The organism is Lysinibacillus composti, from assembly GCF_016908465.1.
Lineage (GTDB): Bacteria > Bacillota > Bacilli > Bacillales_A > Planococcaceae > Ureibacillus > Ureibacillus composti_A.
Genome location: NZ_JAFBDY010000001.1, coordinates 636910 through 659139, shown reverse-complemented (window position 1 = coordinate 659139; position 22230 = coordinate 636910). Strand labels below are relative to the sequence as shown.

Annotated in this window: 18 protein-coding genes; 3 read left to right on the top strand and 15 right to left on the bottom strand. The window is 36.6% G+C overall.

Annotated features, from left to right (window positions below; genetic code table 11):
- Nucleotides 1-72: 72 nt before the first annotated feature.
- Both JOD29_RS03235 and JOD29_RS03230 read right to left on the bottom strand, forming a co-directional pair.
- Nucleotides 73-1644, bottom strand: coding sequence for an MFS transporter (locus JOD29_RS03235; RefSeq protein ID WP_124761463.1), 1572 nt, complete (start codon nt 1642-1644; stop codon nt 73-75).
- 10 nt (nt 1645-1654) lie between these two features.
- Nucleotides 1655-2524 (bottom strand): alpha/beta fold hydrolase, encoded by an 870-nt coding sequence (locus JOD29_RS03230; protein ID WP_124761465.1) that lies wholly within the window; start codon nt 2522-2524, stop codon nt 1655-1657.
- A 183-nt stretch (nt 2525-2707) separates the two neighbouring features.
- Here JOD29_RS03230 and JOD29_RS03225 point away from each other — a divergent pair, with 183 nt between their 5' ends.
- Entirely contained in the window at nt 2708-4513 is a 1806-nt protein-coding gene (locus tag JOD29_RS03225) for a V4R domain-containing protein (RefSeq protein WP_124761467.1), read from the top strand.
- Between the two features lie 122 nt (nt 4514-4635).
- On the opposite strand, the gene JOD29_RS03220 is transcribed toward JOD29_RS03225, so the two are convergent.
- The 11 genes from JOD29_RS03220 to JOD29_RS03170 all read right to left on the bottom strand — a co-directional run bounded on the left by JOD29_RS03220 (nt 4636) and on the right by JOD29_RS03170 (nt 17055).
- Nucleotides 4636-5625 (bottom strand): zinc-binding dehydrogenase, encoded by a 990-nt coding sequence (locus tag JOD29_RS03220; RefSeq protein ID WP_124761469.1) that lies wholly within the window; start codon nt 5623-5625, stop codon nt 4636-4638.
- Between the two features lie 228 nt (nt 5626-5853).
- Nucleotides 5854-7170, bottom strand: a complete 1317-nt coding sequence (locus JOD29_RS03215; protein ID WP_124761471.1) for a TRAP transporter large permease — start codon at nt 7168-7170, stop codon at nt 5854-5856.
- The gene (locus tag JOD29_RS03210) at nt 7167-7742 is read right to left on the bottom strand and encodes a TRAP transporter small permease subunit (protein WP_124761473.1); all 576 of its coding nucleotides are present in this window, start codon (nt 7740-7742) and stop codon (nt 7167-7169) included. The genes JOD29_RS03215 and JOD29_RS03210 overlap by 4 nt, the downstream gene beginning before the upstream one ends.
- A 97-nt stretch (nt 7743-7839) precedes the next feature.
- The gene (locus JOD29_RS03205; protein WP_124761475.1) at nt 7840-8874 is read right to left on the bottom strand and encodes a zinc-dependent alcohol dehydrogenase; all 1035 of its coding nucleotides are present in this window, start codon (nt 8872-8874) and stop codon (nt 7840-7842) included.
- A gap of 102 nt (nt 8875-8976) precedes the next feature.
- Complete coding sequence (locus tag JOD29_RS03200) at nt 8977-9966, bottom strand: alpha-ketoacid dehydrogenase subunit beta (protein ID WP_124761477.1); 990 nt, start codon at nt 9964-9966, stop codon at nt 8977-8979.
- A 24-nt stretch (nt 9967-9990) separates the two neighbouring features.
- Entirely contained in the window at nt 9991-10932 is a 942-nt protein-coding gene (gene pdhA, locus JOD29_RS03195; RefSeq protein ID WP_124762641.1) for a pyruvate dehydrogenase (acetyl-transferring) E1 component subunit alpha, read from the bottom strand.
- 277 nt (nt 10933-11209) lie between these two features.
- Nucleotides 11210-12331 carry a TRAP transporter substrate-binding protein DctP gene (gene dctP, locus JOD29_RS03190; protein WP_158610494.1) on the bottom strand — a complete coding sequence of 374 codons (1122 nt, stop codon included), beginning with the start codon at nt 12329-12331 and terminating at the stop codon, nt 11210-11212.
- 38 nt (nt 12332-12369) lie between these two features.
- Nucleotides 12370-13134, bottom strand: a complete 765-nt coding sequence (locus tag JOD29_RS03185) for an SDR family NAD(P)-dependent oxidoreductase (RefSeq protein ID WP_124761481.1) — start codon at nt 13132-13134, stop codon at nt 12370-12372.
- Between the two features lie 169 nt (nt 13135-13303).
- Nucleotides 13304-14695 (bottom strand): dihydrolipoyl dehydrogenase, encoded by a 1392-nt coding sequence (gene lpdA, locus JOD29_RS03180; protein WP_124761483.1) that lies wholly within the window; start codon nt 14693-14695, stop codon nt 13304-13306.
- 12 nt (nt 14696-14707) lie between these two features.
- Nucleotides 14708-16063, bottom strand: coding sequence for a dihydrolipoamide acetyltransferase family protein (locus JOD29_RS03175; RefSeq protein WP_124761485.1), 1356 nt, complete (start codon nt 16061-16063; stop codon nt 14708-14710).
- Between the two features lie 821 nt (nt 16064-16884).
- Nucleotides 16885-17055, bottom strand: a complete 171-nt coding sequence (locus JOD29_RS03170; protein WP_124761487.1) for an aspartyl-phosphate phosphatase Spo0E family protein — start codon at nt 17053-17055, stop codon at nt 16885-16887.
- Between the two features lie 381 nt (nt 17056-17436).
- On the opposite strand from JOD29_RS03170, the gene JOD29_RS03165 reads away from it, so the two are divergent.
- Both JOD29_RS03165 and JOD29_RS03160 read left to right on the top strand, forming a co-directional pair.
- Complete coding sequence (locus JOD29_RS03165; RefSeq protein ID WP_124761489.1) at nt 17437-17658, top strand: hypothetical protein; 222 nt, start codon at nt 17437-17439, stop codon at nt 17656-17658.
- 73 nt (nt 17659-17731) lie between these two features.
- Nucleotides 17732-18334, top strand: a complete 603-nt coding sequence (locus JOD29_RS03160) for a class I SAM-dependent methyltransferase (RefSeq protein ID WP_124761491.1) — start codon at nt 17732-17734, stop codon at nt 18332-18334.
- Here the strand turns inward: JOD29_RS03160 and JOD29_RS03155 are convergent.
- Both JOD29_RS03155 and JOD29_RS03150 read right to left on the bottom strand, forming a co-directional pair.
- Nucleotides 18326-18946: an HAD hydrolase-like protein gene (locus JOD29_RS03155; RefSeq protein ID WP_124761493.1), complete on the bottom strand. Its 621-nt coding sequence runs from the start codon at nt 18944-18946 to the stop codon at nt 18326-18328. The genes JOD29_RS03160 and JOD29_RS03155 overlap by 9 nt on opposite strands.
- Nucleotides 18947-19496: 550 nt before the next feature.
- Entirely contained in the window at nt 19497-22091 is a 2595-nt protein-coding gene (locus JOD29_RS03150) for a cation-translocating P-type ATPase (RefSeq protein ID WP_124762643.1), read from the bottom strand.
- Nucleotides 22092-22230 lie beyond the last annotated feature (139 nt).

Sequence of the window (22230 nt, the reverse complement as noted above, 5' to 3'; positions counted from 1 at the left end):
GTGTGAACCCCCTGTCATGTAAAGTTCTTATTTGACAACGCTTACAAATTATTGTTTAGAAAAAATCCATCATTATGCCTTATCTAAAGCTGGTTCCGCCTCTACCGTTACATCCGGAATCTCTTCTGATAGCGGTTTCATTTTCATCAATCCTAAACTTAAGACTGTAATTCCAATAAAGACTACTAGATTAATAATCCCAAGCGTATTAATCCCCGCTGCCACACTCTCCGCTTGTGCAGAAGTTAATAAATCCGTAATTTGGACATTCACCTGCGATAAAATACCCTCTAATTCTGTTGGGACTTCTCCTGAATTTTTCGCTTGTATTAACATCGATGTTTGATCGGCATTTAAACCTAAATTGCTTGCTCTTTCTGATATTGCACTATCAAATCCACGAGAAGTTGATAGCCCATAAATTGTTAGACCAAGCGTCGAGCCAATTGGTAAGCCCAAATCTTTAAATAATGTAAATGTCCCAGTACTTACACCTTTCTTATCTTCAGGTGTATAGTTAATGACAATTTTCATTAGGGAAGCATTTAATAGACTCGAACAAAGCCCAACAAAGCCCATCACAATCAGAATCGATAACATCGTGGAGCTCATATCCACTCGAAGGTATAAAATGATGCCTACTATACCGGATATTAGAGATAGATAAACTAGGTAAATAGGATTGTATCGATCTAATAAGAACCCAATCAATGGTGAAACGACCATGGCAGTCGTGAATAAAACGGTTGTAATCATTCCCACTTGAAGAGCATTCAAGTTCGGATTACCAGATGCTAAAAACGTTAAGGACATTAAAATACTTAACATCATAAAGTTTTGAACTGCGATTAATATAGAAGGAATATAAACACCTTTAAGTTTTAATAACTTTAAATCAATCGTAGGATACTTCTCTTTTTTCTGTAGTTGTAAGAAGAACGTCAGTAATACAATAACGACCGCAGCCCCTCCTAATAACCAGCCCACTCCAAAATTACTAAATATGAGTGGTAATCCTACAAGGATCGAAATCGTAAGCAGGAAAATCGTGCTACCTTTATAATCCAGTTCTGATTTTCTACCTTTTTCACTTTTTGGTACGATAAGACTTATGAGAATTAATCCAATAGCTGAAAATGAAGCACTCACAGCATAGACTGAACGCCAGCCCCACGTTTCAATAAGTGCACCTGAAATGGCGCCACCTGTTCCTGTTGCGATATAACAAAATAACATAAATAAACCAATAGCTTTTCCTCGTTTTTCTTCTGGGAATAACTCAGGAATATAGGCAAAAATATTCGGGAAAATCAATGCATATCCAACGCCTTGGAATAATGCTCCAACTAAATAAAGTGATACATGCGGTGTGAACACTTTTAATGATTGTGCAGCAACAAAAATGATTAGACCAGCCACGATTACCTGTTTTCTCCCTATTTGATCGCCTAAACGACCAAATAATGGAGACAACGCAATCGCAGCTGCGCTTGCTAAAAGCGTTAAAACTCCGCTATTTGCAATGCTGATTCCAAAATCAGCACTGATATAAGGTGTAGCTGGAGTGGTGAATGCATTTGCCTCAAGTGCAACGAAGATCCCTAGCAACAAGATTGAAAGTATAAACCATGGATTTCTTCTCATATTTCACCTCTTATTTAGTTAGTTGTACTGCTTCTGTTTGACCGATAAATTGGTCGACTAACTGAATGAAACGGTCAAATTTCTCAATTTGTACCCAATGTCCACACTGCTTTAACAACACCAATTCCGCATTTGGAATATGTTCTAAAACCGCTAAACTTGACTCGTGAGGCACAAATTGATCTTCATACCCGTGAATTAATAATGTAGGTTGTTTAATGCGACGTAATGCACTTGGTGGAATTGTTAACTCATGTGGCATTGTCGGGAATAATTTTGGATATAACTCACGAACTTCTGGTTTCATAATGATTTCATAGCGTGTTTTCACAATATTCTCAAACTGTTCTTCCACAACCGACTCGTCGTACATAAACCAACTAATTAAATTACGGAAAGCTTGAATTGTTGGATCTTTAAAGAAGTTCGACATACGAACAATTTCAGGTGTCGGGCCAGCGTTGTTTCTTGCTCCTCCACCACTTCCCATTAACACGACTTTATCAAATCGACCCGAATCATATAAAAGGGCATTTAATGTAACAACCCCACCCATAGAATTTCCTACTAAATTGGCCGTTTTAATATTGTTATAGTCCATAATTTCAAGAATTTGTTGAACGCGAGCCGTTGTCCACTGCCAGAAAGTCAGGTTTGTATCATCCGGTAGATCTGTATTTCCGAACCCAACCATGTCCGGTGCAATGACGTGGTATTTCTCACTTAATTGATCTAGTACGCGGCTCCAGTTTGACTCTGAATTAGCTCCTGGGCCTGAACCATGTAAAAAGATAATCGTTTGGTCATTACCAACCCCGCCCTCACAATAAAAACTATTAAAACTACCAGTATTCACTTTTTTCGTTACATAACTTCCCATGTAATAAAACCCCCTTAAATTAGTTAACGTATGTCCGTTATTACTATTAATCTTACTTGGTTAAAAACTAGTTTTTAATACTTCTTTTCATTGTTTATTTAGAATATTTCGATAATTTTACTTGTTTTCTTTACAAAACTAAGTAAAATAAAGGATATATCTTGCTTGAGGAGGAAATTGAATTTGAACAACTCAATTTCAAATGTTGATTCTTCGGATTTAATCATTACGTCGCAAGGATTTGGACTTCTTCGAAAAGCTTTAATAGAAAATATGGGGAATGAAAGAGCCAAAGTCTTTTTATATCGGTTCGGTAAAGTTTTGGGGAATTCAAAAGTAGAAGAATTAAAAAAGCAATATACTTCAACAAAGGATTTAGTAGGACTTGCTTCTGAAGTACATACAAAACTCGGACATGTTTCGTCTATTGAATCTAATGGAGAAATCATTCAGTTAGAAGATGGTACATTAAAATTTGAAAACGTCCTCGGAAAGTGGTTTGATTCATTTGAGGCAAAACTACACGTTGAACATTATGGGAAGTCATCGGAATGTTCATGCTATACACTTGCAGGGTTTGCAAGTGGCTATTTATCTACCATTTTTAATAAAGAAATTTATGTAAAAGAAACTTATTGTCAATCAATGGGCTATGCAGAATGTACCTTCGAAATTAAAGAGTTGCAAGATTGGCTTAATGAAGATCCACAAATAGTAAATTACCTACAAAATCAAACCATCTATGAAGAACTAGAACTTACTTACGATACATTACTTGCTCAAAAAAGTATGTTAGATAAGATTGCAAATTATCATAGTGATTTAACACAATGTATTGCACGTGAAAACAGTTTTCACCACGTGTTAACAACTGCCTTTAACGCCTTAGAAATCCCCATCGTGATCAATAATTCTAATAATAAGCTCATCGCCACAACAGGAATCACTGAAACTGAATATTTGGAGTTGACGAATTCATCAAATAAAAAAAGTATTGTATGGCAACAAAATGAGACAATTTATCAAAAAATCGGTGACATACATGAATTAAGTACCCCTATCTATTTAGATCATAAATTATTTGCCACTTGCTCTTTCATCTATTTACAACAAGACCAGCTAGATGATCATGATTATCTATTTTTAGAACGACTCGCTTCTGTTGCAGCTCTTTGTTTTTTGAAAGAAAAAATTAGTATCGAGACGACGGAGCGCTTAAAACTTTCCATCTTAGATCGCCTAATTAATGAACAATATTCTTCCATTCAAGAAATCACATCACAACTCAAACTGTTATCAAGCAATTTTGAAAACCCGTATTATGCACTTTCCATCAATTGTTCAGCAACTAAAAACAAGGAGTTACCAATTGACATTTACGATCAATTACTCCAAATCTCGCAAACTTTCAAATTATTTTCGATTGATAGTTTATTAAGCATTTTACAGAATGAGATTGTTGTCCTCATTTATAATGGAAAATCCAAAAGTCAATTAGTGGAAGATATCGATAAGGCATTGGTCTATATCAAAAAAAATAATCCGACGATTCAATATAAAATTGGTGTCAGTACAGAGTTTTCTTCTTTAACGGAAATATCAAAACATCTACAACAAGCAAAACACGCAGCTCGATTACCTCGCGACCAACTCATTATTCAATATGAAGAACTCGGTATATTAGGACATTTTTTAAGCCATACAAACATTGACAATATTAAACGAACTGCTATTAACGAACTTGGGGACTTACTCAAGAAAGATCCGAAAAGTAAAGAACTACTCTATACTCTCTATACCTTCTTAATAAACGGAAAACGCTTAGAAAAGACGATGCAAGACTTAGCCCTTTCCATGGGCGGCATCCAATATCGAATCCGTAAAATCGAAGAAATTACCAACAAAAACTTAAAAGACTTTTATACCGCTTCATATTTATTGTTGTTAATTGAATCCTTAATTACTTTAGGGGAAATTGAGTGGGACTAAGTGACTTTTGAAGCTTGTTTTTCCTAAAAGTAATATTTTCATAGTGGAAATATTTACAAGACATAAAATATAAAAATGTAGAAAGCTGGCACAAGTTATTGGCCAGCTTTTCTAATGATTATTTAAATACAAAACCCAATTTTACCGAGCTGTTTTCCTTCATCCATTTTAGTAAATGCCTCTTCGAATTCTTTTATTGAAAAGATTTCATCGATAACAGGTTTTATTTGATGAGTTTCCATAAACTTTAACATTTCACGATATTCTGTCGCACTTCCCATCGTTGTACCTAATAGATTAAATTGACCATAGAAGAAATTACGTAGATTTATTTCTATTTGATCACCCGTTGTAGCACCGAACGTGACCATCGTACCGCCCTTACGTAATTGTTCTAGTGAACGATTAAAAGTGGCTTCGCCAATACTTTCAAAGACAACATCCACTTTTTCTCCGCCTAGTGCCTCAGACCAATCACTATTACTATTAATGGCGCAATCGGCTCCAAGTTCAAGTGCTTTTTGGCATTTAATTTCGGAACGGGAGGACACATAAACTTTTGCATTCACTGCTTTTGCAAATTGTAATAAAAAGAGAGCTACTCCACTACCAATTCCAGGAATAAATACCGTATCCCCCTCTTTTACACCTGCTCTTGTAAAGATTGCTCGATAAGCAGTTAAGGCTGCAAGGGAAAATACCCCTGCTTCTTCCCAAGATAGGTACGTTGGTTTCAATTCCACATTATCAGATGAGATCACAATTTTTTCTGCAAAAGTTCCATGGTCAGGATTTCCTAGTATTTCAAACTCTTTCGGGGGTGCTTCCGTTTTCTCAATCCATCTAAGACCAGGGTTTATAACGACCTCATCACCAATTTTAAAATTCTCCACTCGCTCTCCTACAGCATCAATAATACCAGCTCCATCAGAACCAATAATTAAAGGAGAATCTTGTTCATTTCGTCGACCAATAACAAATAAATCGCGATGATTTAATCCTGCTGTTTTTATCTTCACTCGTACTTCATGTGATTTAGGTTCTACCTCTTGGAAGGTAGTATACGATAATCCGGCTAAACCGGACTTCCCTGCATGTACAAGAGCCTTCAATTTTTTCATCCCCTAACTTAATTATTACGAAGAAAGAATCTAAAAAATATCTCCGTATATGCTACCCTGTTCTAAACATAAAAAGATTCCTTTATTATGGTAAAAGTCAGGTTTACACCCGTTCAAATCCATCTTAAAGGAACTAATTTATGGACAAGAGACCTCTTCAATCCACCTATTTCTTTAATTTTTTATGTCTTAAAAAAGAATAAACTTTATGGTATATAATTATTGGTCATCAATCATCCACATAATTAATTCTGGGAAGACCATGATCAAAACTAGCACAAACAACATAATAAAGACAAATGGTGTTACTCCCCTATAAATCGTTCCCATTTTAATTTCCTTCGGCACGATACCTTTCAAGTAGAACAAACTTCCTCCAACAGGCGGCGTTAAGAATGAAGTTTGTAGAGCAACGGCAACACATGTAATAACCCAAACCAAATTAAAGTCATATAACTTTAATAACGGAATAAAGATTGGGAATAAAATAGATACAATTCCTGGCCATTCCATAAATATTCCAAGAATGAACGCAGCAGCAATTAACGCAACAAAGATAGCCGTCCCAGACAATCCTAAAGATTCGATGATATGATGGATCGTTTGATCACCATTTAGTCCTAAGAACATCGAAGTAAAGGCATCTGCACCAATAATAATAAATAGAACCATCGCTGTTGTTTTGGCCGTGTCATAAACTGCCTCTTTTAACATTTTCATATTAAACTGTTTATAGAAAATCGTTAACAATAAGGCAACCGCCGCTCCAACTCCAGAAGCTTCAGTAGGTGTCGCAACCCCTGTGTAAATAGTCACTAATACAGCAACGATTAACAACGTCATCGGAACGGAACTCACAATAAAGTTTTTAATCATTTCCGATGTTGAAACTGTTGCAAGTTCTTCTTTACTAATGGCAGGTCCTAAACTAGGATTTTTCCAACAAATAAATAAGACATATATTGCATAACAGAGTGATAATAAAAGACCAGGCACAATGGCTGTTTTGAACAGATCCCCTACAGAAACTTGGGCATATGATGCCATCACAACCAACATAATACTTGGAGGGATCAGTATTCCTAGAGTACCACCTGCTGCAACAACCCCAGTAGTTAACTTTTGATCATAGCCATATTTCAATAACACCGGAATGGAAAGCATCCCAATTGTCACAACCGAAGCTCCTACAACACCCGTTGTTGCAGCAAAGATCGTTGAAACGATAACTACGGCAATAGCTAGTCCACCTGGTAGCCTACCGAGACTAAAGCGCAATGATTCAAATAGCCCATTCGCTATTCCTGAGTAAGACAAGAAATTCCCCATGAGAACAAATAAAGGTATGGCAATTAATGTGTAGTTATTCATAGAGGTGTATACCATATTTACAAATATGGAGATAGATTCTGGTCCCCATCCGATGACTGACAGGAGCACTGCAATTCCACCCATAGCAAACGCCATTGGATGCCCAGTCAATAGTGCAGCAAAGAGACCAACAAACATAATAATTAGGAAAATATCTTCAATCATCTTACTGCACCCCCTTCTTCAATCTGGGGATTTTCTGGATTTTCATTATCCGTGTCCTCGTCTGGATTTTTGCCAGTTTTTAAGATCAGCACTTGCTTTAGCATTTCAGAAATACCTTGTAGGATGAGTAACCCGAATACAATCGGTATAATCGTTTTATATAAGTAAACAGGTGCTGCAAGTAGAGAGTTTGACGTTTCTTTAATGGCCCATGCTTTTGATACAAATTCAAGGCTATAGAAAAATACCCCACCAACAAATGGGAAGTATAAAAAGATATATGAAAGGATATCTAATATTGCTCTATTTCTAGTTGAAAACTTTTCATAAATAGAGTCAACAGAGACCATTGCTTTATGAAGTAAAGCATATGCAGCCACAATCATAAAGTGGAATCCATATAACATTGTTAGTGTTTCGAATGTCCAAATTGTTGGTGCATTGAATACCCTTCTACTCACAACTTCGAAAACGACTAAAACCATAATAACTAAAATTGACCAAGACCCGATTTTCCCTACCCAATCACTGATACTGTCAATGACTTTTATGATTTTCTTAATTGCCCCCATGTGCTCCCTCCTTTATTATTTAATTTATTAGGATCTACTCGAAGTTTTGGTCGTGTTGATAGTTTAATAGAATTGAAAATTGAAACTCGAATGTTTATTATTCATCATAGAATAATAAAACTTTACCGCAGCTCTTATTCTCACAAAGTTCAAATGCCTCTTCCCAATCGTTTAGGGAATATTTATGTGTAATAAGTTCGGAAAGTTCCAACGAATTTTGGTTAAGAATTTTCATAACTCTTTCCCAAGTCTTCATTGAATGTCCACCAGATCCATAGACTTGTAGATGTTTATAGAGAATGGTATCAAAATTCAATTCAATACTTTTACCAATAATCCCCACTTGCACATATTTGCCCATCTTCTTTAAAGCTTCAAAGCAAGCGTTAACCGATGCTTGAGCACCTGCACATTCAAGGGCAGCATCTACCCCTTTACCTTGCGTCTCACGTTGAATTACTTCAGTTAAATTTCCATTGTTTACGTCTACAACAATGTCTGCACCTAATTTTTTAGCAAGGGCTAAACGGAAATCATCAGTTTCAGTACCTGTAACAATGACCTTGCAACCTTTCTTTTTGAGTAGGAGTAAACATAAAAGTCCGATTGGTCCAGGTCCGGATACTAAAACGGTATCACCTAACGAAATGTCTGCAAGCTCTTCAACCGCTTGCGTCACTACAGCAATGGGTTCTGCAAGAGCAGCAAATTCAAAAGATAAGTGGTCAGGAATCTTAAATACCATATCCTCTTGAACCACTACAAATTCCGTAAAGCAGCCATTCATCCCAATTCCTAAGCCTTTTCGGTGTTCACAAACCCAGTAATGACCTATTTTACAATACTCGCATTTTCTACAAGTCCCCGCGTTTGAAGGTAAAACCGAAACACGATCTCCTGGCTTCACCTTCGTAATGTTTTCACCCACTTCAGAGACAATTCCTGAGAATTCATGTCCTACGATGACAGGAGGTGAACTTGTAAATGTATCATGGTTAATATGCAGGTCTGTCCCACAGATCCCCGCATATACCACTTTTACTTTAATTTGATCTGATTGACATTCTGGCTCGGGAACATGTAATAATTCCATATTCCCATAACCACGTTTTGTTTTCATGAGAGCTTTCATATCTAAATTCCACCTTTACCTCTCATTTCAGTTTTCTTTATTTTCAGACACTTCTGTATAGAAATCTCTCTTAACTTAAAATAGTTTAGTAGTTTGAAGGTATTACACTGTCACTTTATTTAAAATGGATTGTGCTGCCTTTACAATATCATCGATTTGCGGAACAGCCTTTTGTTCTAGAATCGTGTTATATGGAATCGGAACAGCTGCCCCCCCTAAGCGAATAATAGGAGCATCTAAGTAATCAAATGCCTCACTCTCCGCAATTAGGCTAGCTATTTCAGCACCAAATCCACCACGTTTGACCGCTTCGTAAACAACAATGACTCTTCCTGTTTTCTTCACTGAATTAACGATTGTTTCTTCATCTAATGGGAATAACGTTCTCGGGTCTACTACTTCTACGCTAATGCCTTGAGCTTCCAGTAGTTTAGCTGCTTCAAGTGCTCTTTGAACCATAATGGAAGTTGCCACAATGGTAATATCTGACCCTTCTCTTTTGACATCCGCTTTTCCTAATGGAATTGAATATGATTCTTCAGGAACCTCACCTTTAAGACCATATAGAAGTTTATGTTCATAGAAAAGAACTGGATTATCGTCTTCAATAGCCGCTCGAAGTAACCCTTTTGCATCGTAAGGAGTTGAAGGCTGTACAACTTTTAAGCCAGGGACATGTGTAAACCACGCTTCTAAGCTTTGAGAGTGTTGGGCAGCAAAGCCTACACCTGATCCACTCGGTGTCCGTACAACGATTGGTACTTTCCCTTTACCACCAAACATATAACGTATTTTAGCTGCTTGGTTAACAATATTATCCATTGCCACAGTGATGAAATCTGAGAATTGAAGTTCGACGATTGGTCGCATGCCCATTAATGCAGCTCCAACCGCACTACCTGTCAGAGCAGATTCTGAAATGGGTGTATTACGTACTCGTTCAGGGCCGAATTCTTCAATCATTCCTTTCGTTAAACCAAATGGACCACCATAGATCCCTATATCTTCTCCCATAAGAAATACATCATTATTTACTCTCATTTCCTGCACCATTGCTTCGCGAACTGCTTCTAAATAAGTAATTTCTCTCAATTTAAAATCCTCCTAATTTATAGTTTAGGCATATACGTCATTTTCTAGTGAGTCAATTGACGGCATTGGACTATTTCGAGCAAATTCAACTGCATCATTAACTTCTTTCTGTACTTGCTCTACTAGATGTGCAAAGTCCTCTTCTGTGATGATTCCTTCCACAATCAACTTATTTTTAAATAATGCGATTGGATCTCGATTTTTTCTCCAGAACGCTTCTTCTTCGCGAGTTCGGTACTTCCTGGCATCACTTCTTGAGTGCCCTCTCCAGCGATATGTTTCAGCTTCAATAAGAGTAGGTCCTTCCCCACGACGAGCACGTTCAACTGCTTCTTGAACAGTCTCCATAACTTGGATGATGTCATTACCGTCAATTAATTTTCCAGGTATTCCATAGGAAGTTGCACGCGTAGCAATATGTTCGATATTGATCATTTCTTTTACCGAACCCGACATACCATACTGGTTATTTTCACAAATGAATACAACCGGTAAATCCCAAATAGATGCTAAGTTCAACGCCTCGTGGAATGCGCCTTCATTTGTCGCGCCATCACCGAAGAAACAAACAACAACGTATCCTAGATCTTTCATTTTTGATGCAAGAGCCGCACCTGTTGCAATTGGTAGCCCTGCCCCAACAATACCGTTTGCTCCAAGGTGTCCAACATCTAAATCAGCTATATGCATAGAACCGCCTTTTCCATGGCAATACCCTGTCTCTCTACCTAGAAGCTCTGCCATCATGCGACCAATATCCATTCCCTTTGCAATGCTATGTCCGTGTCCTCTATGTGTTGTAATAATTTTGTCTTTTCTCTCAAGCACTGAACATGCACCAACTGCAGAGGCTTCTTGACCGATACATAAATGCATTGTCCCGCCAATTTCACCCGCTTGGAATAACTTTTCCACTTGCTCTTCAAATGTTCGAATTACTTGCATTTGATGAAGTAACTCAAGCATTTCTTCTTTATTCGATAAAGTAGATTTCACTGTTTTTTCCACTACCTTTACCTCCTAGAATTAATTCAATCATTAGACACCTATTTAAGTGCAAATAATCTATCAATGGCGTTATAGAATTTATAGTTTTTAATCAAAAACTCTTGGCAAAGAATAGCAATCTTTAGGAATATTCATCAGTTGAAATCCGATTCATGAATGCTCCTTGCCAAGAGATACCAGTTAAAATGAATAATCTTTTTAACTATCTAAATAAATTCACACGTAATACCCTATATTATTTTGGAATAATCGCGTTCGAACCGAAATTCCATTCACCTTGCATGTCGCGGTAACGTTCATAGCTCTTTAAATAATCCACTTGGCTCTGTAACACTTTTTCATAATCTGGATTTTCTGAAGCTAATTTTTTAACGATGCCGTTTTTAATTTCTCTAATTTTTTCTAAATCAGCTTGTGGAAGCTGAGTTAATGTAATACCTGAGTCTGCAATTCTAATAGCAGCTTGAGAGTCACCATACGTATAATCTGCAGTTAAAGAAAGTAGGGCAGATTTACTTGCTTCTTCGATAACAGCTTTTAAGTCATCTGGTAGAGCTTTCCATTCTTCTTTATTCACCATAACGCCATACACAGAGCTTGTTTGGTGGAAACCTGGAGTTAACCAATAATCTGTTACTTCGTGCACTTTTAACATTTCATCTGCTTGAGGAGCACTATACTCGGCACCATCTACCACGCCTCTTTGTAATGCTTCATAAACTTCAGTTGTTGCAAGTGTTACAGGTGTTGCACCTAATTGTTGGATTAGTTCACTTTGAATTAACCCTGCCATACGAATCTTTAACCCTTTAAAGTCTGCAATTGATTTGATAGGTTTATTTGAACGAATTCCTGACTCCATGCCAGAAATAGAAGTTGGGAAGTAGACTGTATTATATTTTCCATAGATCTCGTTATAGATCTCACGTCCACCAGCTTGTTCAATCCATAATAAGTAGTCCCAGTTTGTTAAACCCATTGCTTGTGAACCTAATAAGTCGAATGCAGTATTTGTACCTGTCCAATAACTTGGCCAGTCAGAGCCCATTTCAACTGTTCCAGTGTTTACCATATTTAACACTTCTGTTGCAGGTGCTAATTCCCCAGCAGCATGTAATTTTATTTTTAAACGGCCATCGCTTAATTTATCTACAAGGTTGACAAAGTATTGATCGTATTCATATTGAAGCGATCCACCGCCCCATGTACTAACCATTTTCCAGTTATACACTTTACCATCCGATTCATCTTTAGCCTCTCCACTACTTGAACTATTACTTGGTGCATCTTGAGCGTTTAAGCAACCTGCAAGTAATAGAACGAAGATCATTCCCATAATTAATGATAATTTTTTCAAACTACTTCCCCCCATTTAGTTAAATTTATTTGATGGTATTAAACGCCTCGACCACCATCAACATCAATAAAGCTTCCTGTTATCATCGATGCATCATCTGAAGCTAAGAATAAAGCAGTCTTTGCAATATCTTCAGCGACAGCTAAACGTCCAAGTGGGATTGTTTCTAAAAACTTTTGCTTTCCTACCTCATATTCAGTGTCAGTAGGCATGAAGTCTCTTAGTAGACCCGTATCTGCTGCTACTGGGTTTATGCCAACCACGCGAATGCCGTGTTCAGCCAACTCTAAAGCTAGTGATTTTGTTAAAATAATAGATCCAGCCTTTGCAGCAGAATACATATTTTGCCCGATTCTTGGTCGAACACCTGTAATAGATGCCGTATTAATGATGACACCAGATCCTTGCTTTTTCATTTGAGGAATAACCGCTTGTGAACCCCAGAATACACCTTTTAAATTTACATCCACTAAAAGATTGACTAAATCTTCGGAAACTTCTTCTGTTTTTGTAAAAGGCATTGCAACTCCAGCATTATTAAATAGCACATCCACACGACCAAATTCATCGATGACGCCATTCACCAAGTTGAATACTTGTTCGCGTTTACTAACATCACATACTTTATCGATTGCTTGTCCATTTTCTGCTCGAATGATCTCGACAGTTTCTCTTGCTGCATGTTCCTTTAAATCTACAACAATCACATTTGCTCCTTCTCTAGCAAATAGAATAGCGGAAGCTCTTCCCATACCAGATCCTGCACCTGTGATAATAACTGTTTTACCTTCAAATCTTGTCATTGATCCACCCCATTAATATTATTTTGCAAACAAATAGTTTTGGTATTAATAAAAAAAATGAACTTTCTGACATCAAAATGTATAACTTTTGTACTTAAATTACATACAGGTTGTATACCAACAGCACACAAAAAAGGTATTAAATTGAAATGACTGCAAAGTTACAAGTCTACTTGTTGATGACATGAATTCCTTGATCTAACCAAGCTTCGGCTGTTTCAAATAATGCCTCAGAAAGGCTTGGATGTGGGTGAATTAGTTTACCTAATTCATCCATCGTACCTTCTAAATGGATAAATGCAGATGATTCTGAAATCATTTCCGTTACGTGAGGGCCTGCCATGACTACTCCTAAAATTTCTCCGTATTTCCGTTCAGCAATCACTTTTACAAAGCCAACTTTTTCATCCATCGTAAGTGCTTTTCCATTCCCAGCAAATTGATAGGTTTGTATTTTTATATCCAATCCTTTTTCTTTGGCTTCACGTTCCGTCATTCCCACACTTGCTACTTCTGGATTTGTATATATACAACGCGGTATCACTTTATAATCTACAATTTCAGAATGACCTGCAGCATTGCTAGCTGCAATGAGGCCTTCCGCGCTTGCAACATGAGCTAGTTGCCATCCTCCAATTAAATCCCCAATTGCATAAACATTCGGTATGCTCGTTTCTAAGTAATCATTTACTGCGACAAATGGTCCGTTCAAAGCCAAATCTAACTGGTGAGTTCCTGTAAAGTTTGGCTTTCTTCCCACTGCAACTAATACTTCATCGCATTCAAGTACTGTGACTTTTTTATCACCGTTCTCTATTTTCACATACTTACGAAGTCCTTCTTGCTGTAATTCTGTAACGCTTGAGCTTGTTAAAATTTGAATACCTTTCTTTTGTAATTCCTTTTGAAGTAACTGTATTGCATCAACATCTTCATTAGGAACAAGTCGGTCAGCCATCTCAATGATTGTGACCTTGACATCTAAACTTGCAAAAATGCTAGCAATTTCAACACCAATGATTCCCCCACCAATAATCACAAGGGTACTCGGGATTTCTTTTATATCAAAGATCGTATCACTCGTATGAACATTGACTTGGTCAATTCCAGGGATTGATGGAATAAACGGAGTTGAACCAGTTGCTAAAATAATTTTTTCAGCATGCAAAACTAGATTTTCATTTTCATTTTCAACAAGGATTCTTTGATCTTCCGTTACTGTACCTTGTCCATGATAATGGGTTATTTTTCCTGCCTTTAAAAGTGCGGCAATACCTGTTCGAAGGCGTTTAATTACTTGGTCTTTTCTTTTCATTATTTTTTCAATGGAAACGCTAACTTCTCCCGTTTCAATACCCCAACTACTTGCATTTTTAATTTGCTCTATCACTTCAGCGTGATGAAGTAACGTTTTCGAAGGAATACATCCACGATTTAAACACGTGCCACCTAACTCGTCCTTTTCCACTAAAGCAACAGATAAGCCTAAATTTGCAGCACGTATGGCGGCCACATATCCACCTGGCCCACCGCCAATAACAACTAGATTATATGAATTCATAGATACGACTCCTTAAACGAGTAGTCTGAAAGGGTTTTCTAAAATTGTTTTTAGGTCCGTTAAAAACTGTGCAGCAGGAGCTCCATCAATTACTCGATGGTCGAAAGATAGGCTAAGAACCATCATGGATCGGACTTCAATTTCTCCGCCATTCACAACTGGTTTTTCGATAATTCTTCCTACACCTAAGATCGCTGATTCAGGCTGATTAATAATTGGAGTAAATGCATCAACTGCATACATTCCTAAGTTACTAATTGTAAAAGTCCCACCTGTTATTTCATTGTGAGCAAGCTTGCCTTCTCGAGCTTTAACACCTAACGTTTTACAAGTTTTTGTAAGTTCTGCTAATCCCTTTTGCTCTACATGTCTAATAACTGGAACTACTAGTCCATTTTCTAATGCAACGGCAAGACCGATATGTGCATGTTGGTGTAAAACAATTTGATCATCCTGTATAGATGCATTGACCACTGGATTTTTTAGTAATGCTTGAGCAACAGCTTTGACGATAATTTCCGTGTAAGATAAACGATAGTCAACCTCTTGTTCGATAATTGGTAGAAGCTGCTTACGCAATTCAATCACTTGGTTCATATCAATTTCACTTGTAATCGTTACATGAGGTGCAGTAAATGCACTATTCGCCATACGCTGAGCAACAATTTTACGAACTCCCTGTAGCGGAATCGTATTTGTAGATTCTATTTTGTGTATTCCTATCTCTTGTGTTACCTGTGTACTTTGAATGACATCAGTACTACGGATTTTCCCATTGGAACCAGAGCCTTTTACTACAGATAAATCAACTTTATGTTCAGCAGCTATTTTTTGAGCTAATGGTGTTGCTTTGACGACACGCTCATTTTGCTCTAAAAACTTTTCAACATCTATGCGGTGAATACGTCCCAGTGGTCCTGAACCTGATACACTTTGTAAATCAACTCCTTTTTCTTCAGCTAGTACTCTTGCTGCTGGAGTTCTACGTGGTTTTTGTCCAATCTCACTTATTTGTTCCGAAGTTGTTGGAACTATTGAAGAAACTGATGCAGGTTGACTCTGCACTTCTACATCTTGAACAGCATTTGCATTTGCCGTCTCGTATGTAGAGTTTTCACTTATTTGCTCTCCTTCTGCACCGATATATGCGATGACTTCATTAACAGGAATCTTAGTATCCTTTTCATATAAAGCTTTTAATAGAATACCTGAAGCTGATGCCTCTACCTCAATTTCAATTTTATCTGTCAAAATTTCGACAAGCGGTTCACCTTCTTCAACGTGATCGCCTTCTTTTTTAAACCATTCCACAATCGTGCCAGACTCCATAGTGGCACCAAGTTTTGGCATAAGTACTTCTGTTGCCAAGTGTATCTCTCCCTTCTACATATTAAGAGGATGAAATGTAAGAATAAAAGATAAGTAAAATGCGCAAGTGATTTTCGGTCAATAAAGGCAAAGTGGTATTCATATTTTTGATAATCTTTTACAAAAGCTTTGATTTTTTAAAACTACTTAGACCACTATTAAAGCGGTTTCCAAAAATAATAGATTGTATTTCAGTTGCTTAATCTATAGACCGTAATCTCAACAATATTATTTTTTAAAAAGTATTAAAAAAACTTTCCCCAATACCTTGCAGTAAGATTATCTACCTTACAATATTTTCGAAAGAGATAATTTATGACAATAGTTCTATTTATTTTCTCTCTTAATCAATATTATTCTCGAATTTGCACACATTCGGTAGTTACCAAAATCCGACGTTTATACTTCATCGAACTAAATTCCTTTAACAAGCTATGTTTTCAATACTATTCTAATTACTGTTAATAACTGGAAATCAAATGGGATTTAGATTTTTGATACGCATTTTAATAAAATTGAAAAGTAAACATTGAATTTTTATCAAGTAATTGTGAGGGAGTAGGAGTATTACTAATAAGGGGTGTTAAGTAAAAATGTTATCGAATAAAGAAAAAAAAATTTAATAACTATTCGTAAGTCCTTATTTTCTATGTGATCTACTGCGAATTTTTATATTTGTCTAGAACATATATACAACAAAAAAATAGAGTATGAAAATCTCAACGATTTCACACCCTATTCGAATTTCCATATGAAGTATTGCACCCTGGAAGTTGGAAGTGCACCCTTTTCAAAGTTAAAGTTTTTTTATTAAGTTCGATTTATCTCATCTTTATATTTTGCAATCTATTCAGCACACGATCTAATTCTTGACTACACTTTACGGTCTCTGGATGAGAAAGCCCTTTGACTAGTCCTAAATCAATCATTTGAGCTTGAAGGTTGAATACTTTATTTTCTAATTCTATTAATGGTAAATGTTCTTTTGCCATAATAATCCCTCCCGTTCTTGGCCTCATCCCTCGTTAGAAAACTTAATTCCTTCTATTGAGGACCGTATTTCTTATGGTTTCTTTATTATCCATATTTTGTTTCGCCTTGAATATCACCCTTGTTTCTCATTTTTAATAGGAATTGGTTCTTAATTTAAAATTATTTAAGTCCTATTACGTTGTCAATATAATCGTGCTATAATATCCATCCAACTTTTTCATTGTTTTGTTGAACTAAAGCTTTGAATATGGTACCTTCAATTAGAAATTACTTCAAATTTTCCCTTATGAATGTCACTACATTAAAAGCGCACTCTTACACATTAAATTCAATATTAAGTATTAGCTAATAGATTTATTTATTAAATGGAGGAAACTTAATTGGACCAAAAGAAAAGTGGAAAAAGATTAGCAGTCATTTTTGTCGGAATTGTTGCTGCTGCGGCAATTGCAGTATTTACCATCGTAATGGTATTCTACAATTACTATGACCCGTCAAAATATGGAAGAAGTAATGGCGGTGTCGATGCAAATAACATTGGGATTCCACATGAAGCCGAAGAACAACGCGATAAAGTCGGTACACCAGGTACAGGTCAATAATTTCAGCCCCCTCCCCTTCCAAAGAGAGTTGGAAGGGGTTATTCATTTCTATTTCAAGAAACGAGGAACTTAAGTGAACGAAAAGTATTATGAAGAATTAATGAACATCGATACACGTGGAAATAAAGGTGAAGTGAACCATTCCATCCATTTTCATCCCTACGAACCTACTCCCTATTACGCGCTGGAAGAATTATTTAAACACTACGTTGTTCAAGCTAGCGATCATATTGTCGACTATGGCTGCGGTAAAGGTCGATTGAATTTTTACATTCACCATACATTTCAAGCAGTCGTTACAGGAATAGAAATGAATCATCATTTCTACCAAGATGCGATCAAAAATAAAACAAGTTATTTAAAGAAAACAAAGAGAAATCCAGATACCATTCAATTTAATTGTTGTACGGCTGAGGAATACGAGATACAACCAGATGACAACCGATTCTATTTTTTCAATCCTTTTTCCGTTCAAGTTTTTATGAGAGTGCTTCGCAATATTTTGCTTTCTCATGAGAAACACAACCGTCAAATCGATTTAATTTTTTATTATGCTTCGGATGATTATCGATATTATTTAGAAGATCATACATCCTTTGAATTATTTAAAGAAGTCCAACTTCCAACTTATGATAAAAATCCGTACGAACGATTTTTAATTTATCGCTTAGGATAAAGTATTAAGTATTTCACTAGGTGTATGGACGACATATTTCGGGTTTTCTTTTTCGATGATTTCAATACCGTCAATCCCCCAACTAACCCACATGAAAGGGATTTTTACTTTATTACATGCAAGAATGTCTCGTAATTCATCGCCTACATAGACGATTTGGTCAGGGGTTAGTTTTTGTTGTTTCATGAACTTTTTCAACACTACGTCCTTTGCAAAAATTCTACTTGAAGTTAATACCTCACTCACTGCGTTAATTTGTTCAGTTTGTAAAAGTAATTCGATATTCTCTTTAGCATTTGATGAAAGAATAGCAATTTTGTATCCTTCTCGATCAAGAGATTCCAACATTTCTTTAATACCATCAAAAAGATTCACTTCCTGTATATGGTCATTAAAATACTTGTAAACCTTAGGGATGATCATGGGTAGTTTGTGCATAGGGAAGTTAAACTGCTTCGCTCGTTGATGAAGAGTTAAATGTTTCGTTGCCAGCACATCCTCATATGTGATTGGATCATAATGATAGGTGTTGGCAAAAACATTCCAGGCTTTAATAAAAACATCACTTGAGTTCGCAAGTGTTCCATCAAAATCAAAAATAATATATTTCAATTTATTTTCCTCCAAATTCGATCACTCTAGTTTATGTTCTAGTTTAAACAATGACTATATTAAACTCAATCGCTTCCCTTCTCTTAATAAAACACTCTTGAAAAACACTTGCAAAAAAAGATGAAGAGGCTGGGACAAATCCAAAAAACATCAGTTTTCTCAAAAAGAAAACTGATGTTTTTTTGCTGTTAATTTTAATAATGAATCCTATTAAGTAACCGGTGAGAGCGGACTAAGCACACAAGCCGCAAAGCCACGTTGTACGTGTCTTTACGACTTGTCTCTGAGGCCGCTCGCGTGCTTGGTCATGGGGGCAAGACATGCGGACGTGGCGTTTTTGCCCCCGGCTTTGTGCAAGGTCCGCTCACATAAAATTTGTCCTTCAAAACTTTCCGGAAACTGGCGCGGCTTACAGTGGTAGGCCGCGTTTTTTCGGAGAATGGCTAACACTTATTGCGCTCAATCTAAAAATTATCAATATCTTATTATAGATAATTGTGGCTTTCCTTAAAAATTCTACTTATGTCCCAGCCTCTCCAATCACAAGCCATTATTTTTTCGAAGGTAATAACCTAAATAATTGGATGATGACTAATGGTAAAAAGGCTAGTCCATAAATCATCCCTAATTGCGCTCGAGTTAAGAAAGCCACTTCAAATAATCCAAAGATTAATACGATATTTAGGAGGAAAACCCCTATCAAAAATGCTAACCAACTAGCTATATTTGAAAAGATACCAATTTTAAAAATAGACTGATTCGAACGACAATTAAAGCCATGGAATAAACGAGCTAAACACAGTGTAGCAAAAGCCATTGTGCTAGCTACCATCGGATCTCCTGTCGATAGGCCAATTCTAAATGCTATAATCGTGACGGCTGCAATTAGTAAGCCTTCAATCCCAATCTTCGTGACAAACCTTTTATTTAATAAAGGCTCGTGAATATTTCTTGGTTTCTCTTTCATTACCTTTTTGTTATGAGGTTCTAACCCAATGGCAATGGCAGGTAAACTATCCGTTAATAAGTTGATAAACAATAAATGAACTGGTGCAAACGGTGCTGGTAGTGCGAGAAGTGTTGCATATAAAACAACTAAAATGGCGCCCGCGTTTCCTGATAATAAAAACCGAATGGCATTTTTAATATTCATGTAAAGACTTCGACCATTTGAGACAGCCTTCACTATCGTGGAGAAGTTGTCATCAGTTAAAATCATTGAGGAAGCATCCTTTGCAACTTCTGTACCTGTAACCCCCATTGCCACACCGATGTCTGCTTGCTTTAATGCCGGTGCATCATTAACACCATCTCCAGTCATCGCTACAACTTTCCCTTTTTTCTGCCAAGCATCTACAATACGGATTTTATGTTCAGGAGAAACACGTGCATAGACAGAAATGCTATCGACTTTTTCTTGTAATTCTTGATCTGTTAGATATTCAATATCTTTCCCTTCAATTGCTTCAGACGGGTCATTTAAAATCCCAATTTCTTTCGCGATGGCCACTGCAGTTATTTTGTGATCCCCTGTAATCATGACAGGTTTAATTCCTGCTTGGATACAGTCCTCTACAGCCTGTTTTGATTCATTTCGAGGTGGGTCCATCATTGCGATTAGTCCGATAAAGGTAAAACTATTTTCATCTTTTATACTAACATTTGGTGAATAAACATCTTTATAGGCAAGTGCAAGAACGCGAAGTCCTTCATTTGAGAATTGACTATTTGCTTCTTTTATTGCTTCAAGATGGCGCCTTGACATGGTTGTGATCCCTTGTGAAGTTTCAACTCTTACAATTCGAGGAAGTAACACATCGACAGCACCTTTAGTAATCATGACGATTCGATTTCCGTTCTCGATCCTGTTGACTGTACTCATTAATTTTCTATTGGAGTCAAATGGCAATTCTCCGATACGTTGATTTTGATCACGTAGTTCGAGTTCATTAAAATTATATAATTTCCCGATATTTACAAGGGCTAATTCTGTCGGATCTCCTATTCCTTTTCCATCAGCTGAAACAGAGTCATTACATAATAAAGCAAATTGCAATAATTTATTCTCTACTACATCGCTAGTTTGTAATTGATCGTGCTGGATGATTTCGTCATTGACAAACAATTTTTGAACAGTCATTTTATTTTGAGTGAGTGTACCTGTTTTATCTGAACAAATGACTGAAATACTACCAAGACTCTCAACAGCATGTAATTTACGAACAATCGCATTTTCTTTCGCCATTTTTTGTGTACCAAAAGCTAGAACTATAGTAACAATGGAACCTAATGCTTCAGGAATCGCTGCTACCGCCAAAGATACTGCGAACATAAAGGAATCTACTAAGTCACGACCTCTAATAATATCTAATGCAAAAATAATAAGACAGATGATGATAATGCCTAATGCAAGTCGTTTTCCGAATAGGTCTAGACTTACCTGAAGTGGCGTTTTCTTTTCTTTTGCAGTATCTAATAGGTTGGCAATTTTACCGATTTCCGTGTTCATGCCAATGGATGTAACAAGTACTTGTCCACGTCCATTTGTTACAAAACTACCTGCAAAGACCATATTTTTCTGATCCCCAAGCGCAACCTCTTTTGCATTTAATGATTGTACAATTTTACCGATTGCAAGTGACTCACCAGTTAACGAACTCTCGTTCACTTGTAAACTATGACTTTCAATAATTCGACCATCCGCGCTAATATAGTCTCCTGCATCTAAACATAAAATATCCCCTACCACGATTTCTCTTGATGGGATTTCAATGATTTGTCCTTCTCTTAACACCTTTGAAATGGGGGCTGCCATCTCTTTTAAACTATTTAAAGATTTTTCTGCTTTTACATGTTGAACAGTACCTAATACAGCATTTAACATGACAACAACGATAATGACGATTGAGCTTTGTACTTCTCCAAGTAAAGCAGAAATCACAGCGGCTACCATTAAGATCATGACTAAAAAATCCTTAAATTGCTCAAGAAACACTTGCGCTGCACTTTTCCTTTTACCTTCTTCTAATTCATTATACCCATGCTCTTTCCGTCTATATCGAGCTTCAAAGTCTGTTAATCCTTGATGTGTTACGTCAAATTCTTTCATCACTTTTTCTACGGGCTCTCGGTAGAATTCTGTCATGTTCATTAGAATAACCTCCATCTTTTGAATAGATTACTATTATGAATCTATCGTTTTGAACACACACCCAAAGGGACTAATTTTTGAAAATCTTGCTGAATACTCTTTCATATTAATCGCAACTAAATATCAAAATACA